Raw genomic sequence first — 15,399 nt, 5'->3', positions numbered from 1 at the left:
TCAATATTAATTTATGGACGATTTAACCTTGCGTTATTACGACGCTGAAATGCGCTACCTGCTGGAAGCGGGTGAAGAGTTTGCCCGCGCTCATCCTGAGCAGGCGGCAATGCTCAATCTCGACAAAGCGGGCGCCCGCGACCCCTTTGTCGAGCGCCTGTTTGAAGGTTTTGCCTTCCTGATGGGCCGCATGCGCGAGAAACTCGATGACGATCTGCCTGAGCTGACCGAAGGCGTGGTCAGTCTGCTGTGGCCACATTATTTACGTACCATTCCCTCGATGTCGGTCGTGGAGTTCACCCCCGACTGGCCGGAAATGAAAGAGCCGATGACGATGGCCAAAGGCTTTGAAGTGCTTTCCCGGCCGATCGGTGAAAAGGGCACGCGCTGCCGGTACACCACCACCAAAGCGATCGCTCTGCAGCCGTTATCCCTGGAGCGCGTCCAGCTGGCCACCGATACGGATGGCCGGTCGGTGATCACGCTGCGCTTTACCTGCAGCCAGCTGACGGACTGGCGCCGGGTCGATCTCAGTCATATCCCGCTGTACTGCAACGCCGATGCGCCGCTGGCCTGCGCCATGCACGAGGCCTTTACCCTCAATGTGGCCCGGATGTGGCTGCGCATCCCCGATGAGGTGGACAGAAGGCCGCTGGACGGGTATTTCAGCGCGCTGGGATTTGGCGAGGATGACGGCCTCTGGCCTGAAGATGGCCGCAGTTTTCGCGGTTACCAGCTGCTGCTGGAGTATTTTACCTTCCGCGAAAAGTTCATGTTCATCGATCTGCGCGGGCTGGAGACGGTGGTTTTTCCGGCCGGACTGGCGTGGTTTGAAATCGACGTCGTGCTGGCGGAACGCTGGGAACATGACTTCCGCTTCAGCGAAAAGCAGCTGCGCCTGCACTGCGTGCCAGTGATCAACCTGTTTCCGCTGGAGTCGGATCCGCTGACCATCAATTCCCTGCAGACCGAATACCCGCTGCGCCCGATGCGCGTGCAGGACGGCCACACCGAAATTTACACCGTCGATTCCGTGATCTCCTCGCACCAGCAGGTTTACGCGCCGTTCTCAAGTTTTCGCCACAAAGGCGGCATGATGCGTCATGACGCGGCGGACTATTACTATCATACCCGGGTGCGCCGTGGCCCCTCCGGGCTGTACAACACCTGGCTTATCGTCGGCGGAGAAGCCTTTGATAATCATACCGTACCGGAAGATGAAAGCCTGTCGCTGACCCTCACCGGAACCAACGGCCAGCTGCCGCGTCGCGCGCTGCAGAGCACCGTGCTCGATACGGTGATGAAAACCACTTCCGCCAGTATTGCAGTGCGTAACCTCTGCGCGCCGACGCTGCCGTGCTATCCCCCCGCCCAGGACCGTTTTCACTGGCGGGTGCTGAGCCATCTGGGCAGCAGTTTTCTTTCCCTGATGGATAACGCGGAGGTCCTGCGCGGCACCCTGGCGCTGTATGAATGGACCGACAGCGAGATGAATCGTCGGCGTCTGGAAGCCATCCTCGACGTGAAGCACCGCGCAACAGAGCGCTTTGCACAGGGCCATCTGGTGCGCGGCGTGCAGATTGAAGTCACCCTCGACAGTCACGGCTTTGCCGGACGTGGCGATATATGCCTGTTTGGCGAGATGCTTAGCCGCTTCTTCGCGCTCTACACCGACATCTACTTGTTCAACCGCCTGATTATCATTCTGCAACCAACCGGAGAACGACTGGAATGGGAAGAGAAGCACAGCCGCCGCATTCCCGGCTGACCCCGCGGCTGGAGGCCGACCTGCCGCGGATCAATTTTTACCGCTTCTGCCAGCTTCTGGAAAAACGGCGTCCCGGCCAACCGCTGATGGGGGGAACCAGCCATCCGGCTGACGATCCGGTGCGTTTTTACCCGCATCCGGGAATGGGATTTCCCGCCAGCGAACTGAAAGCCGTGGAATACGATGAGGCCGATGACAGCAGGCCGCCGGTCATTCGCACCACCTTTATGGGGTTGTACGGTGTCGATTCGCCGCTCCCGACGGCATATCTCGATGATATCGCCCAGCACAGGGAAGGGCATGAAGCGCTGCAGGGCTTACTGGATATCTTCAGCCACCGGATCATGACGCAGTTTTACCGCATCTGGCGGAAATACTCCTGGCCCGCCACCTTTGAGCCCGGCGGCACCGATCGTCTCTCGCAGTCGCTACTGGGCCTGGCGGGGCTAGGCATCCCCGGCACGACGCAGCATATCGCCTCGCCGGCGTCGCGCTTTCTGGCGCTAACCGGCGTGCTGCGTCAGCCGGGCAAAACCCAGCAGGGGATCCAGGCGCTGGTCACCCTGCTGGCCCCGGAGACCACCGTCAGGGTGAGCCCGTACAGCCTGCGTCCGGTGGCGATCAGCCAGCCGCTGGGGTTTTACGGCGATGACGACTTCTTCCTGGACGGCAATACGCCGCTGGGTGACGAAGCGATGGATGCCAGCAGCCAGCTCCTCGTCGCCCTTACCACCGACAATCCCGCGGAGGCGCAGGGCTGGAAGCCTGACGGCCCGCTGTTTCGGGACTTTCTCATCCTGCTGCGGGTATACCTCGGCTGGCGATTCCGGGCCAACATCACCCTGACCGCGCCGACCCGACTGCTGGCTGTCCCGCCGCTGGGGGACGAGCCGTTCTGGCTCGGTATGAACGGCGTGCTGGGCGTGGGTGAGGGCGAGAGTGAGGACGATATTCCTCAGACCTTTACCACCGAGCTGGGTACCTATACGGGCCTGCAGCCTGCCACCTTTCTACAAGGAAACCGACGTGTTACGTATAAGTTTGACTAAAACCGCCTGTCTGCTGCCCCTGCTTGCGCTTTGCCTGAGCGGATGCGGACTCACCCAGCGCGTCTCGGAGGGAACAAAGTCTGCCTTCAACGCCGTTTTTTATAAGAAAATTAATACGCTGCATCTGGACTTTACCGCGCGCGAAGCGCTCAACACCGATGCCAGAGAGAATCACTCGCTCTCTGAACCGGTGGTGGTGCGCATCTATCAGCTTAAAGATCGCCAGACCTTTGACCGGCTGGTTTACCAGCAGCTGCTGGAGGAGGGGGATATTCTGCTCGCCGCCGATCTCCTCGCCAGTCGCGATGTGGTGATCGGTCCCGGAGGGGACGCCAGTCTCAATATGCCGCTGGAAGCGGAGGCGACGTTCGTGGCGATTGTCGGCCTGTTCCGCCATCCGGACACACAAAGAAATACCTGGAAGCAGGTGCTGGCGCGTGAGGAATTGGATCCGGACAAGCCGCGCATTTTCACCGCCGAACACAACCAGCTACGGCTCAGGCCTGAAGCGGCGAAGTAACGTAAAAAAAACAAACATTTGCGGCGGGGCCATCGCGCCAGCCCGCCCTCAATCTTCGTAACCAGCGAACGGGCGATAACCATCTTGATCCAGCCCCAGCGGCTTCACCACAGCACAGGGAGATAACGTGACAGCGAGGGAACGTTTTTTTAAGAAACTGCAGCAACAGCAAAATCCGCGGCGGACAGCGGCCCTCGACGGGTCGGCCGCCGCGGATATCGCCAGGTTTCGTCAGCAGATGGCGGCGCTGGCTCAGCAGATAAGTCAGTGGTTTGATGGAACCGGTATTGAGGTGGTGATTTCGACCCGCCATCTCCACGACCTGAGTACCCTTGGCTACAGCCTCAACAGCGGCATCTGCCGCTACGATATCCCGGCCATTCGTCTGCAAAACGGCGAGCGCAGCGTCAATATCGTGCCGCAGCAGCTGTTGGATGGCGTGGAAAAGGGGATCGTGACCCTGAGTCTTGAGGCGCCCGACGGCGCGGGCTCCCGAGAGGTGTTTTATCTGAGCCTGGCCCCGGAGGAGGGCTGGATGATCCGCAAGGCGCACCAGCCCCCGGAAGCGCGGCTTATACTTACCGAAGATCGCTTTTTTATGGCGGTAGACAGCCTGGCCTGAAGATCCCTGACAGGCGATGACGTCCCCGCGGCGGCGGTGTAAAGCGCGCATCGACGCCCTGGGGTATCAGGCGCCAAACGCTCCGTCGATGGTGTGCATGGCGCCAGTGACAAACGATGCCTCCGGACCGGCCAGCCACGCCACCATTCCCGCCACCTCTTCCGGACGGCCATGGCGCTTAATGGCCATAAAGTTGTGCATCAGCTCTTTCATCGGGCCGTTCTCCGGGTTGGCGTCGGTATCAATTGGGCCGGGCTGGACGACGTTGACCGTGATGCCGCGCGGGCCAAAATCCCGCGCCAGGCCGCGCGCCAGACCCTGCAGGGCCGATTTGCTGACCGCATAGGCCGCCATTCCCGGCAACGGCATGCGATCGCCATTGACCGAGCCGATGACAATAATGCGCCCGCCTTCCGGCATGCGGCGCGCCGCTTCGACGGAGGCATGGTAGGGGGCGTGAATATTGATGCGGAACAGGCGATCGATGGCATCGCTGTCCTGCTCGAGGGCGTCACCGAAAAGCGCGATCCCGGCATTGACCACTAACACGTCCAGCGGGCCGCTGTCGCGGACCAGGCTTATCACCGCATCGCGATCGGCGCTGTCCGCCTGCACCGCCGTGCTGCCGGTCTCTGCAGCCAGCCGCTCGGCCGCTTCCGGCGAACCGGAATAGCTAAACACCACCGACGCGCCATCGGCGACAAAACGCCTGACGATCGCCGCGCCAATTCCCCGACTCCCGCCTAAAACCAGCACTGATTTATTGTGAAACGCTGTCATATCCCACACCTCATGATATTGTAGTGATGATTACAATATGCTGCGGCAAAACAGGCTGTCAAGGATTAATATAGTGACCACTACAAAACCAGGGCGCACTCCGGGACGTCCCCGCCAGTTTGATGCGGAACAGGCCATTGAAACGGCGCAACGCCTCTTCCACGCGCGAGGCTACGACGCGGTGAGCGTGGCCGATCTGACCCAGGCTTTCGGCATCAACCCCCCGAGCTTTTATGCCGCTTTTGGCAGTAAGCTCGGGCTGTATACCCGCGTCCTGCAGCGCTACAGCCAGACCGGGGCCATTCCCATTGATGCCCTGCTGCGAGACGACCAGCCGGTGGCGGCGTCGCTCATCGCCGTACTGCAGGAGGCGGCTCGCCGCTATGTGGCCGATCCGGCCGCCGCCGGCTGCCTGGTGCTGGAGGGGGTACATTGTCAGGATGCTGATGCCCGGGTGGCGGCAGGCGAATGGCATGCTGCGGCAAGAGCCAAAATCCAGCAGTATATCGCCCGCCATCGCCCGCAGGACGCGCTGCGGGTGACTGACTATATGGATACGTTGATGCTTGGCCTGTCGGCGAAAGCGCGGGAAGGGGATAGTCTGCCGCGTCTTCTGGAGACCGTGCGGCTGGCAGGCCTGGCGCTGGAGCGCATCCTGCCAGCCTGAGTCGTCAGATGGTTTGTCCGCCCGACACCTCGATCCGCTGGGCGGTCACCCAGCGGTTATCGTCGCGTAGCAGGCTGGCGATCATCGGCCCAATATCCTCGGGAACGCCCACCCGTCCCAGCGCCGTCATGGCGGCAAACTGCGCGTTAACCCCCGCGTCGTCCCGCACCAGCCCGCCGCCAAAATCGGTGGCGATAGCCCCGGGGGCGATGGTATTGACGGTGATGCCGCGCCCGCCCAGCTCGCGGGCCATATACACGCTCAGCATCTCCACAGCCGCTTTGGCGGCGGCGTAGGCGGAGAAGCCAGGATAGGAGACGCGGGTCAGCCCGGAGGAAAAGTTAACGATCCGCCCGCCGTCTGCCAGCAGCGGCAGCAGGGTTTGTACGAGGAAAAATACCCCCTTAACGTGGACGTTAAACAGCCCGTCGAACTGCGCTTCGCGCGTTTCGGCCAGCGGGGCGAATTCGCCGTGCCCTGCGTTATTGATCAGGTGGTCGAAAGTGGCCCGCCCCCAGACGCTGGCCAGCGCGCTGCCGAGGCTGTCGGCGAAGGCCGGGAAGCTGGCGGTTTGCGCCATATCCAGCGGCAGGGCGATGGCCTTGCGGCCCAGGGCGCGGATGTCGGCGACCACCGCTTCCGCCTGTTCGAGACTGCCGCGGTAGGTGACGATGACATCCCCACCCTGGCGGGCGATATCCAGTGCAGTCTGACGGCCAAGGCCGCGGTTGGCGCCGGTAATAAGTGCAATTTTAGTCATGTTCGGTCCTCTCTGGTATGTGGAGTCCTTACAATAGGAGAGGCTCACCGGGCCGGGTTGCCCAATCCTTGTTATTTTTTGCCCATTTCTCTCCGTTCACTCCCTTTTGCCGGGAAATAGCGCATACTCAGGCTTTAAAACTTGCCTGAAAGGATCTTATGCGCGACGCTCTGTTCGATCTCTGCCGCCGGTTTGCCGATGCTCATGTCGATAGCAGCGGGGTGGCAGTTACCCCGGTTCCCGGTATTACTCTGGTGCGGGCCCTGCATCCTGGTGACCTGCAGGCGGCTATCGCCAGGCCGCTGGTGGCCATGCTGCTCCAGGGGCGTAAGAGCGTGACCACCGGCCTGGCCAGCTTTGACTATGGTCCGGGCGAGGCGATGGTGATTGCCGCGGATGTTCCCACTACCAGCCAGATCACCGAGGCCAGTCAGCGTTTTCCCTATTACGCGCTGGTGCTGGAGCTGGACCTGGCTATCCTGCGCGAGCTGCAGGAGGCCGGGCCGTCAGGGCCGGATGAGGCGCCCCGCGTTGGTATCGAACCGATGAACGCCGATGTGACGGATGCCGCTTACCGGCTGGCAAGGCTGTTTGATCAACCGGGGGCGCTGGCGGTGCTGGGGGAAGGTCTGCGGCGGGAGCTGCATTACTGGCTGTTGCAGAGTGTCCATGGGCCGGCCATCCGGGCGCTGGGCGCCGTAGACAGCCATTCGGCGCGGATCCGTCGGGCGGTGGCGATGCTGCGCCGGGATTTTATGCAGCCAGTCAGCGTCGACGCGCTGGCCGACGCCGCCGGGATGAGCGTCTCTGTCTTTCACCGTCATTTCCGCGCCATGACCACGCTGTCGCCGCTGCAGTTTCAGAAGCAGTTACGCCTGATCCACGCCCGCCGCCTGATGCTGGCGGAAGGGATGAGTATTGCGCAGGCTGCCGGGGAGGTGGGCTATATCAGCGTGTCGCAGTTCACCCGGGAATACGCTCGCCTGTATGGCGCGCCGCCGGGCCGCGATCGTCGACGGGAAAAAATGAGCGCCTGACCTGGCGCGCGGGCTGCCGGCAGCTCATCCCTGAGCCTGACGCCGGTGCTTTAGTCCGCGATTTTCGCCGTGATATGCACTTTGTTGCCCATTCGCGCTTCAGTGATGCGATAGGTAGTCGCGCCCTCGCGGGCGGCTTGCTGGCGGATTTTGCTCTCCGCATGGTCCAGGGTATCGCCGGTGGCGGTGATGGTTCTGGCATTTGCCGCCAGGGGCAGCAGACAACTCAATACGATCAGTGGAATTAACTTGTTCATCGTCATTCTGTCCTGTGAGAGAAAATCAGCGCGCGGTCTGCAGCCAGCCGGCAATGTCCTGGGTCGGCAGCTGGTGGCGGGCATTCCAGGTGTCGCCCATCGGCCACCACACGCCATCCCCCCGGGCGAAGGCGGCGCGATAGCGCAGCATGGCGTCATCCGGGTTTGTCCGCAGCTGCTCCAGCAGGGCGGGCAGGGTGTGGACGGCTTTGCTGAACGTCTGCTGCGTTACGCGCTCCACGGTATCCGCCAACTGCCGGTAAGAGGTCGTTTCGCCGGCAACAAACACCACCTCGTTGACGATCCGCGGCTGATGCAGATAAATCGCCGTGGTCAGGCGGCCAATATCCGCCGGTGAGGTGACGGTCACCTGGGTATCCCAGCTGCCAAGGGCGTGAAGGGTTCGGTTGGATAAATTCACTACATCGAAGTCTGGTTCGAAGAGAAAGCTGGTAAACATCCCGGTGGAGACAATGACCCACTCCGTGGCCCGCTGCGCGCGCAGCAGGGTCCGGACATCGTACTGCTCGTCCCAGACCGGCTGACCGCTGCCTTTGCCTACCACATCGTAATTGACGCCAAACTGCCAGGGAAAATAGCGGGGTACCCCGGCCGCCAGCACCGCGCGGGTAATTTTCAGCTGTGTCCCCGGACCGGCGACAAACCCCATGCAGTTAATCACGGTGGTGAATCCACGAAACTGATCGGCCAGCGTCTCCATGGCGCTACCGGCGATGTCGACGGCGAGGAAGGTGGCTCCGGCGTCGGCCAGCGCCTGATGGTTTGCCGACCGCAGCTGGCCGGCTTCATCCCAGGCCGCCGGCGAGACGATGACCGAGACCGTGCCCTGGCGCTCGATTACCGCAGGCACCAGCGCATCGAGAACGGCGGCGCCCAGTTGTCCCGCTCCCAGCACCAATACCTTTTCCGCATGATTAAAATTATCAGTTTTCATTTTAACTCCTTGCTCAGTTAAGCCTTGTGTTGACGGGCTACAGGCTCAGTGTAGGGGGACGGTCGACATTCGATAAGTACAGCGTTTCGGGTTAGACTGTTCGTAATAATGGGATAATGAGCGCCGGGGGGGGTAACGAAATGGACAAACTGGATGCCATGCAGGTCTATGTTGCGGTCGTGGATGCCCACAGCTTCGCCCGCGCGGCGGAGGTGCTCGGGCAGCCGCGCTCCACGGTATCGCGGGTGGTGAAGGAGCTGGAAGCCTGGCTCGGGGCGCAGCTTCTCCAGCGCACCACCCGCAAGCTCAGCGTGACGGCGGAGGGTCGCCGGTATTATGAGGAGTGTAAAAGGCTGCTGGCCGAGATGGCGGCGATGGAAGCCTCCTTTCCCGGGCGCTCGGCTCAGCCCGCCGGGCGGTTCAAGGTAGGGATGCCGCAATCCCTTGCCCGCCACTGCATTCTGCCGAGGATCGGCGAGTTTTTGCAGCAGTATCCCGACCTGGAGCTGATCCTCTGCTCAAGCGACAACGTGGAAGATATAATTCAGGAGGGATTCGACTGCGTGATCCGTACCGGACGGATCGAAGATTCCACCACCCTGGTGGCGCGTCCTCTGGCCCGCTACCGCTGGATGGTCCTCGCCTCGCCGGCCTGGCTCGCGGCCCACGGCCGGCCGCAGAGCATCGACGAACTGCACCAGCATCGGGCGGTGGGCTACCTGAATCACCGTACCGGGCGGACCATCGACTGGCTTTTCTCCCTCGATGAAGGCGACTACGCGATCCGCATGCGGGAGACGCTGGTGGTCGACGATACCGATGCCTACATTCAGGCCGGCATTCAGGGGCTGGGCCTGATCCGCGTCGCCAGCTATCTGGCGCAACCTTATCTGCAGAGCGGGGCGCTGGTCGCCTGTCTGGAGCAGGCCGCTTCTGATCTTCCCTTGTCGCTGGTCTATCCGCAAAACCGCTATCTGCCGCCGGCGGTGCGCGCGTTTTATGACTGGAGCAGGCGTGTGCTGCAACCCCCGAACAGCGAGGCCTGATGCCGGGGCATCGGCCCGGTTATTGGCCGCGCATGGCCTGTTTTAACATCGTCACCAGCCAGTTCAGCGCCGGATCCTGCGCCCGCCGTTTGTGCCGCAAAATGCACAGCGTAAATTCCGGATACGCTACCGGCGGAGCGTCCGCGCGCAGCGCATACTGCGCCTGCCAGCGCTGCGCCAGCCCCTGCGGGACGGTGGCGAACAGCGGCAGGGTGGTCAGCAGCAGGGGAAAGGTGGAGAAATTCTGCGTGGCAAAGCGCACGCGCCGCGCGAGCCCCTGGCTGGCGAGCTGGCGGTCAATTTCACCGTGGCCGGTTTCGCGATAGGCCACCATCACATGTTCCCAGGCGACAAAGTCGCTCACCGACAGCGGACCGCGGCAGGGGATCTGCTGCGGCGACCACAGGGTGGTGACTCCCATGGACATCACCGGCTCGCTGACGATCTCCCCACGGCTCTGTTTGTTGACAGACACCGCGACATCAATGCGCTCCTCCTCCAGCAACTGGCGAACCTGGAAGGGGTCGGCGGCTATCGACTGCAGTGAGACTCCGGGCGCCTCCTGCATCAGCCCGGGTAACAGCGGGGGCATCAGCCAGTGCTCGCTCCAGTCGCTGAGGCCGATGCGAAAAAGCTGCTGCGCGCGCGCCGGGACGAACTCTGCGGCGCCAAACATCGCCGAATGTAGGTTTTCCATCAGCGGCTGCAGGTCGGTCATCAGCGCTTGCGCCCGCGGCGTCGGCAGCATGCCTCTGGCGCTGCGCACGAACAGCGGGTCGTCAAACATCTCGCGCAGCCGTTTCAGCGCCCCGCTGATAGCCGGCTGGCCAAGATGGAGCACCTCTGCGGTGCGGGTGACGCTCCCTTCGCGGTACAGCACCATCAAGACCGTCAACAGATTCAGATCGATACGACTAAAATCATTTTCAATGATTTTGTTCATTATGATAATCAATTTGAATGTGGGTTATCCCGGCAGCATAGTGAATATCACCCCGATAAATCAACCAGCGCAATGCGCGCGGAGGGAGTGATGCAAACTTACCAGACAGGCGATAGCCTGATTTTCAAAGTGCCGGAGCGCGAGATTTCCCTGCAGCCGGCAGCGCTCTATCCAGAGGCGTTCCCGGTAGCGGAGGCGGAGGCCGTTATTCAGCCGATTGCGCTGTCAATCCACAGCTGGGTGGTGCAGACCCCCCACGATCTGATTGTTATCGATACCGCCACCGGCAATGGTCGGGAGCGCGGCGGCAATCCGCTCTATCATCAACTTAACACGCCGTATCTGGAGAATCTCCGCGCCGCGGGGGTGAACCCGGAGGACGTGACCCTGGTGCTACTGACTCACCTGCATACCGACCATGTCGGATGGAATACCGTCTGGCAGGACGATCGCTGGGTGCCGCTGTTTCCCAACGCCCGCTATCTGTGCTCGGCAAAAGAGCTGTCGCGGGTGAAAAACAGCGAACGCTACCGGGCGCTGTGGCTTGACAGCCTGCTGCCGGTGATTGAGGCCGGCCAGCTGGAGACCGTCGATGTGGCGACCCGGCCGCGGGTCGGCGGACGGATCGACTTTATTCCCACCCCCGGCCACAGTCCGGACCATGCCGCGCTGGTCCTCGCCGCTGGAGATGACTACGCCTGTTTCTCCGGCGATCTTCTGCATTCCCCGATCCAGTTTGCCCATCCGCAGTGGAATTCAGCGTTCTGCGGCGATCCCCGGCAGGCGGAAGTCTCGCGACGGGAGATGATGGCGTGGGGGGCAAGCCATCATGCTCAATGGTTCACCGGGCATTTTGCCGGGCCTTCCTGCGGCTGGCTGGAGAAGGATAAGCAAGGTGACTATCGCTGGCGAGAGGCCGGGAAACAGGCTGCAGATAAGGGGAACAGTGATGAATAATGCGCAAAGCGTGTTGGTTTTTGGCGCCACCGGTCAGCAGGGCGGCTCGGTGGCGCGGGCGCTGCTGCACCGCGGCTGGCGGGTTCGGGCGCTGGTCAGGGATCCTTTCTCCGCCGGGGCCGCTGCGCTGGCGGCGCGGGGAGCCGAGCTGGTCGTGGGTACCTTTGAAGACCGGGCGGCAATGCGGTCGGCGATGGCCGGGGTCGACGGCGTCTTCAGCGTCCAGCCCAGTTCGCCGGGAGGGACGGTGACCGATGAGCAGGAGGTACGCTACGGGATAACCATCGCCGATCTTGCCGTCGAGTGCGGGGTGAAGCATCTGGTGTACAGCTCCGGCAGCGCGACGGGGGAGACGCCGACCGGCGTAGCGCATTATGACACCAAAGCGGAAATTGAACGGCATATTCGCCGCCTGCCGCTGGCGGCGACCATCGTGCGGCCCGCCACCTTTATGGAGCTGCTGGTGATGCCTGGTTTTGGCCTTGATGAAGGTCGTTTTCAATTTTTTATGTTGCCGGAGGGGAGAATGCAGGTGCTGGCGGTGGAGGATATCGGCCATCTTGTCGCGGCGGTTTTTGCCGCGCCGGCGCGGTTTGCCGGCAAGACGTTCGAGATCGCCAGCGACAGCGTGACCGGCCGTCAGCTGGAGGGGTTATTCTCCGCGGCGGCGGGACGGCCGATCCCCTATTCGCGATTTTCCGACGAGGTGCTGGCCGCCAGTCCTTTTCTGCACAAGCTGACCGGGCTGGTGGACGACGGGCGGCTGGCCGGGCACGCCGACCTCGACGCCCTGCGCCAGCTGCACCCGCAGCTGCACACCTTCGCCGGCTGGCTGGCAGGCCCCGGCCGTCCCGCCTTCGAGCGGGCGCTGACCAGCGGGGCTCGCTGGGCGTTTGATCGTTAAAGGCTGGTGTTCTGGTTACCCGCCAGGCGCGCTGTCTCGTCGGTGACCGGCCGCCGCTAGCCGGCAGTCAGGATCGCGTCGGCCAGCACCGCTAAAATCCGCTCTGCGCGCGGGGCATGGGACGGTTGCTCCCGCAGCCAGGCAAGCGCGGCGATCAGATCGAACAGCTCCTCTCCGCTGAGATCTGGCCGTGCCAGCCCGGCCTGCTGCGCGCGGGTAAGCAGCGACGTACCGGCGGCGCGCAGGGCAACGCAGGCGCTGTGCAGGGCGGACTCAGGATCGTCGATGGCGCTCATCAGCGGGGCGATGATCCCGCGATGCTGATGGGTAAACGCCACGCTCTCGGCCAGCCACTCCAGCAGCGCCGCGGCAGGATCGGCGGCGAGCAGAAGCGACTCAGCCCGGGCGGTTAGCGCCGCAAAGCGGCTGCGGAGCAGGGCTTCCAGCAGGCTGTCGCGGTTGGGAAAGTGGCGATAGAGGGTTCCCATTCCGACGCCCGCCCGGCGGGCGATATCGCGCAGCGAGGCCTCAGCGCCTTGCTCCACAAAGACGTCACGGGCCACCTCGATCAACAGGTCATAATTTTTTCTGGCATCAGCTCTCATTGGCGTTCCTTGACAATCGGAGCACCGCTCCATATATTCGGAACGGTGCTCCGTTAAATATAACGCATTTCCATATGAGGAGAAAGCGATGTCGACGCAGATGATGAAGGCCGTTCAACAGCACGCCTTTGGCGGGCCGGAAGTCCTGAGCTATGAGGATGCGCCCATGCCGGTCCTGCAGGCCGGTGAAGTACTGGTACAGGTGCACGCGGTGGGCGTGAACCCGCCGGACAGCTATCTGCGCGATGGCTATCAACAGCTGCCGCCGGAGTGGCGGCCCGAGGTCCGCTTTCCCTTGATCCTCGGGACCGATCTCTCCGGGGTGGTGGTGGCGCGGGCGGATGACGTCCGAGAGGTGGCGGTCGGCGACGAAGTGTATGCTATGGCGCGTTTTCCCGAAGGGGCGGCAGGGGGCAGCCGCGCTTACGCCGAGTACGTTAGCGTGCCGGTCAGCGACCTCGCTCGCAAACCCCTAACCCTGAGCCATCAGCAGGCTGCCGCGGTGCCGATGTCGCTCCTCACCGCCTGGCAGTTCATGATCGATCCCGGGCATGAGGTGGCGAATCCGCTGCAGCCGGGGCCGCATCGGCCGGTGCCGCTGGCGGGTAAACGCGTCCTGGTCAACGGCGCGGCAGGGGGAGTCGGTCATTTCGCCGTGCAGCTGGCGAAGTGGCAGGGCGCCGAGGTGATTGCCGTCGCCGCGGGCCGCCATGAAGCCTTTTTACGTCAGCTCGGCGCGGATCGCGTTATCGACTATACAACCACCGCAGTGGAGGAGACGGTGCGTGACCTGGACCTGGTCATTGATGCGCCGGGCGGGCCGGCCAGCGGCCGTTTTTTGCGTACCCTGCGACCCGGCGGCGCGCTGTACCCGATCTTTCCGCTCGGCTTTGCCGGGGCGGAAGAGGCGCGACAGCGCGGAGTGACGGTCTCCACCACCCAGGTACGCTCCAGCGGCGCGCAGCTCGCCCGGCTTGCCGACCTGCTGGACGCCGGGGTCATCCGGGTTGCAATTGACAGCGTTTTCCCCCTTGCGCAGGCGCAGATGGCGCATGAGCGAGCAGCGCAGGGGCATCTTGAGGGCAAAATCGTGCTGTCGGTGATGGACTCGTCAGCCGGGTAATCCCCGACGGCCAGGGTTGCGTTTTTGCTTCTCCCGGCGGCGGACTAAAACAGCGCCAGCCGGGCAAGACGGTCCAGCGCGTTGCTCAGCGCCTCGTCCCCTGCGGTCAGGCTGATGCGAATAAATCCTTCCCCCCCTGCGCCAAAACCCGTGCCCGGCGCCACCAGAATATGCGCTTCCTGCAGCAGCAGACGGGCAAACTCCTGCGAACGGTAGCCGGGCGGTACGCCGAGCCAGAGGAAGAAAGTGCCTTGTGCGTCACGCGCCGGCCAGCGCAGCGCGGCCAGTCGACGCAGAACCCACTCCCGACGTTGATGATAGACCGCCGTCAGCTGCGCAATCCGTTCGGCCGGCAGGTTGAGCGCGGCGATCGCCGCATCCTGAATCGCGCCAAACACCGTACTGTAGCTATGGGTGTGCAGCTTTTTAAACGCCCGGATAATCGAGGCGTTGCCGACCGCGAAGCCGAAGCGCCAGCCGGCCATATTAAAGGTCTTGGAAAAAGTATAGGTTTCCACTCCCCATGCTTTCGCGTCGGGCTGGGAGAAGAGGCTCAGCGGCGCATCGCTGGCCGCGCTGCCGATGGCCGCATAGGCAAAATCATGGAGGATCGGCACCTGGTGACGACGAGCAAACTGCAGCGCGCTGGTGAACAGCGCCGGCGTGGCGAGGGCGCCGGTTGGATTATGCGGATAGTTAAGCACCACCAGCCCGGCCTTGTCAGCGACTTCCCGGGGAAGATCGTTAAAATCCGGCAGGAAATGGTTCTCCGCCCTGAGCGGCAGGCCATAAAACGCCGCCTGGGACTGCAGCGCCGCCGAGCGGTAAATCGGATAGCAGGGATCGGTGGAGATGAGGTATTGCCCGGGGCTGAGCAGCGCCCGCGGGATGCCGCCTATACCGATATGCGACCCCTGAAACACGGCGACTTCGCTGTGCGGATCGAGTTCCACATCATACTGCCGGCGATAGAACCGGGCGATCGCCTCGCGGACCTGTGGTTTGCCCCAGAACGACGGGTAGCCATGGTTTTCACGACGATGAATAGCGCTCTGCAGCGAGTCGATTACTTCCGGCGGGGTGGGTTGATCCGGACTGCCGCTGGAAAGATCGATCAGCGGCAGCGCTTCGGTGTTGACCTCCGCGGCCAGTTTTTCCAGCAGGCTGAACAGATTCTCTTCCAGGGCGTCCACCAGCGGCGAAGCAGTAAAATCAGGCATAACATTCCCGGTTTAAATCACGAATAATTAACCATCTTTAAGGGATTTATAGCGGCTGGCTAAATAACAATATACGCAAAAGATTCTTGTTTTTAAGATATGTCGGTATAGCAAAAGTTAATGAGGAATTAGCAAAAGGAAATTCGGCGTTCTGGCTTACAACCCACAGTCGGCTGTGATTTAATC

Annotated in this window: 17 protein-coding genes; 10 read left to right on the top strand and 7 right to left on the bottom strand. The window is 62.5% G+C overall.

Annotation, left to right across the window (positions count from 1 at the left end; genetic code table 11):
* The first annotated feature begins 13 nt into the window (after positions 1 to 13).
* The 4 genes from tssF to KB890_RS03150 all read left to right on the top strand — a co-directional run bounded on the left by tssF (position 14) and on the right by KB890_RS03150 (position 3,959).
* Positions 14 to 1,768 (top strand): type VI secretion system baseplate subunit TssF, encoded by a 1,755-nt coding sequence (tssF, locus tag KB890_RS03165; protein WP_020324625.1) that lies wholly within the window; start codon positions 14 to 16, stop codon positions 1,766 to 1,768.
* A complete protein-coding gene (gene tssG / locus KB890_RS03160) occupies positions 1,732 to 2,817 on the top strand; it encodes a type VI secretion system baseplate subunit TssG (RefSeq protein ID WP_004176418.1) in 1,086 nt (361 codons plus the stop codon). The genes tssF and tssG overlap by 37 nt, the downstream gene beginning before the upstream one ends.
* Positions 2,795 to 3,337: a type VI secretion system lipoprotein TssJ gene (tssJ, locus tag KB890_RS03155; RefSeq protein WP_020324678.1), complete on the top strand. Its 543-nt coding sequence runs from the start codon at positions 2,795 to 2,797 to the stop codon at positions 3,335 to 3,337. The genes tssG and tssJ overlap by 23 nt, the downstream gene beginning before the upstream one ends.
* A gap of 127 nt (positions 3,338 to 3,464) precedes the next feature.
* Entirely contained in the window at positions 3,465 to 3,959 is a 495-nt protein-coding gene (locus KB890_RS03150; protein ID WP_020324663.1) for a hypothetical protein, read from the top strand.
* A gap of 66 nt (positions 3,960 to 4,025) precedes the next feature.
* Here KB890_RS03150 and bdcA read toward each other — a convergent pair whose 3' ends face one another.
* Positions 4,026 to 4,739: an SDR family oxidoreductase gene (bdcA, locus tag KB890_RS03145; protein WP_020324644.1), complete on the bottom strand. Its 714-nt coding sequence runs from the start codon at positions 4,737 to 4,739 to the stop codon at positions 4,026 to 4,028.
* Between the two features lie 73 nt (positions 4,740 to 4,812).
* On the opposite strand from bdcA, the gene KB890_RS03140 reads away from it, so the two are divergent.
* Positions 4,813 to 5,406: a TetR/AcrR family transcriptional regulator gene (locus KB890_RS03140; RefSeq protein ID WP_015958263.1), complete on the top strand. Its 594-nt coding sequence runs from the start codon at positions 4,813 to 4,815 to the stop codon at positions 5,404 to 5,406.
* Between the two features lie 4 nt (positions 5,407 to 5,410).
* Here the strand turns inward: KB890_RS03140 and KB890_RS03135 are convergent, their stop codons facing one another.
* Positions 5,411 to 6,166, bottom strand: coding sequence for an SDR family NAD(P)-dependent oxidoreductase (locus tag KB890_RS03135; RefSeq protein ID WP_004224392.1), 756 nt, complete (start codon positions 6,164 to 6,166; stop codon positions 5,411 to 5,413).
* A 158-nt stretch (positions 6,167 to 6,324) separates the two neighbouring features.
* Between KB890_RS03135 and KB890_RS03130 the strand changes: the two genes are divergently transcribed.
* Positions 6,325 to 7,203, top strand: coding sequence for an AraC family transcriptional regulator (locus KB890_RS03130; RefSeq protein ID WP_004151595.1), 879 nt, complete (start codon positions 6,325 to 6,327; stop codon positions 7,201 to 7,203).
* Between the two features lie 50 nt (positions 7,204 to 7,253).
* Here the strand turns inward: KB890_RS03130 and KB890_RS03125 are convergent, their stop codons facing one another.
* Together KB890_RS03125 and KB890_RS03120 are read right to left on the bottom strand one after the other, a co-directional pair.
* Positions 7,254 to 7,460 carry a YdgH/BhsA/McbA family protein gene (locus tag KB890_RS03125; RefSeq protein ID WP_004179576.1) on the bottom strand — a complete coding sequence of 69 codons (207 nt, stop codon included), beginning with the start codon at positions 7,458 to 7,460 and terminating at the stop codon, positions 7,254 to 7,256.
* A gap of 25 nt (positions 7,461 to 7,485) precedes the next feature.
* Positions 7,486 to 8,415: an aromatic alcohol reductase gene (locus KB890_RS03120; protein ID WP_002902287.1), complete on the bottom strand. Its 930-nt coding sequence runs from the start codon at positions 8,413 to 8,415 to the stop codon at positions 7,486 to 7,488.
* Between the two features lie 140 nt (positions 8,416 to 8,555).
* Between KB890_RS03120 and KB890_RS03115 the strand changes: the two genes are divergently transcribed.
* The gene (locus KB890_RS03115) at positions 8,556 to 9,461 is read left to right on the top strand and encodes a LysR family transcriptional regulator (RefSeq protein WP_029498283.1); all 906 of its coding nucleotides are present in this window, start codon (positions 8,556 to 8,558) and stop codon (positions 9,459 to 9,461) included.
* 19 nt (positions 9,462 to 9,480) lie between these two features.
* On the opposite strand, the gene KB890_RS03105 is transcribed toward KB890_RS03115, so the two are convergent.
* Positions 9,481 to 10,404 (bottom strand): LysR family transcriptional regulator, encoded by a 924-nt coding sequence (locus tag KB890_RS03105; RefSeq protein ID WP_020324633.1) that lies wholly within the window; start codon positions 10,402 to 10,404, stop codon positions 9,481 to 9,483.
* 87 nt (positions 10,405 to 10,491) lie between these two features.
* Between KB890_RS03105 and KB890_RS03100 the strand changes: the two genes are divergently transcribed.
* Positions 10,492 to 11,361, top strand: coding sequence for an MBL fold metallo-hydrolase (locus KB890_RS03100; protein WP_020324664.1), 870 nt, complete (start codon positions 10,492 to 10,494; stop codon positions 11,359 to 11,361).
* Positions 11,354 to 12,265, top strand: a complete 912-nt coding sequence (locus tag KB890_RS03095; protein WP_020324628.1) for an NmrA/HSCARG family protein — start codon at positions 11,354 to 11,356, stop codon at positions 12,263 to 12,265. The genes KB890_RS03100 and KB890_RS03095 overlap by 8 nt, the downstream gene beginning before the upstream one ends.
* A 56-nt stretch (positions 12,266 to 12,321) precedes the next feature.
* On the opposite strand, the gene KB890_RS03090 is transcribed toward KB890_RS03095, so the two are convergent.
* Positions 12,322 to 12,870 (bottom strand): TetR/AcrR family transcriptional regulator, encoded by a 549-nt coding sequence (locus KB890_RS03090; protein WP_004179582.1) that lies wholly within the window; start codon positions 12,868 to 12,870, stop codon positions 12,322 to 12,324.
* Positions 12,871 to 12,958: 88 nt separating this feature from the next.
* On the opposite strand from KB890_RS03090, the gene KB890_RS03085 reads away from it, so the two are divergent.
* Positions 12,959 to 13,993: an NADP-dependent oxidoreductase gene (locus KB890_RS03085; RefSeq protein ID WP_020324671.1), complete on the top strand. Its 1,035-nt coding sequence runs from the start codon at positions 12,959 to 12,961 to the stop codon at positions 13,991 to 13,993.
* Positions 13,994 to 14,037: 44 nt separating this feature from the next.
* Here KB890_RS03085 and KB890_RS03080 read toward each other — a convergent pair whose 3' ends face one another.
* Positions 14,038 to 15,213: an aminotransferase class I/II-fold pyridoxal phosphate-dependent enzyme gene (locus KB890_RS03080; protein WP_020324673.1), complete on the bottom strand. Its 1,176-nt coding sequence runs from the start codon at positions 15,211 to 15,213 to the stop codon at positions 14,038 to 14,040.
* Positions 15,214 to 15,399 lie beyond the last annotated feature (186 nt).

Origin of the sequence: Klebsiella sp. P1954 (genome assembly GCF_018199955.1) — a bacterium.
GTDB classification, from domain to species: Bacteria; Pseudomonadota; Gammaproteobacteria; order Enterobacterales; family Enterobacteriaceae; genus Klebsiella; species Klebsiella pneumoniae.
This window is presented reverse-complemented; position numbering and strand designations above follow the sequence as displayed.

Bases quoted from the DNA above. Each gene is read 5' to 3' on its own strand.
- tssF (WP_020324625.1), top strand. From the start codon at position 14: ATGGACGATTTAACCTTGCGTTATTACGACGCTGAAATGCGCTACCTG.
- tssG (WP_004176418.1), top strand. From the start codon at position 1,732: ATGGGAAGAGAAGCACAGCCGCCGCATTCCCGGCTGACCCCGCGGCTG.
- bdcA (WP_020324644.1), bottom strand. From the start codon at position 4,739: ATGACAGCGTTTCACAATAAATCAGTGCTGGTTTTAGGCGGGAGTCGG.
- KB890_RS03135 (WP_004224392.1), bottom strand. From the start codon at position 6,166: ATGACTAAAATTGCACTTATTACCGGCGCCAACCGCGGCCTTGGCCGT.
- KB890_RS03130 (WP_004151595.1), top strand. From the start codon at position 6,325: ATGCGCGACGCTCTGTTCGATCTCTGCCGCCGGTTTGCCGATGCTCAT.
- KB890_RS03125 (WP_004179576.1), bottom strand. From the start codon at position 7,460: ATGAACAAGTTAATTCCACTGATCGTATTGAGTTGTCTGCTGCCCCTG.
- KB890_RS03120 (WP_002902287.1), bottom strand. From the start codon at position 8,415: ATGAAAACTGATAATTTTAATCATGCGGAAAAGGTATTGGTGCTGGGA.
- KB890_RS03115 (WP_029498283.1), top strand. From the start codon at position 8,556: ATGGACAAACTGGATGCCATGCAGGTCTATGTTGCGGTCGTGGATGCC.
- KB890_RS03105 (WP_020324633.1), bottom strand. From the start codon at position 10,404: ATGAACAAAATCATTGAAAATGATTTTAGTCGTATCGATCTGAATCTG.
- KB890_RS03095 (WP_020324628.1), top strand. From the start codon at position 11,354: ATGAATAATGCGCAAAGCGTGTTGGTTTTTGGCGCCACCGGTCAGCAG.
- KB890_RS03090 (WP_004179582.1), bottom strand. From the start codon at position 12,870: ATGAGAGCTGATGCCAGAAAAAATTATGACCTGTTGATCGAGGTGGCC.
- KB890_RS03085 (WP_020324671.1), top strand. From the start codon at position 12,959: ATGTCGACGCAGATGATGAAGGCCGTTCAACAGCACGCCTTTGGCGGG.
- KB890_RS03080 (WP_020324673.1), bottom strand. From the start codon at position 15,213: ATGCCTGATTTTACTGCTTCGCCGCTGGTGGACGCCCTGGAAGAGAAT.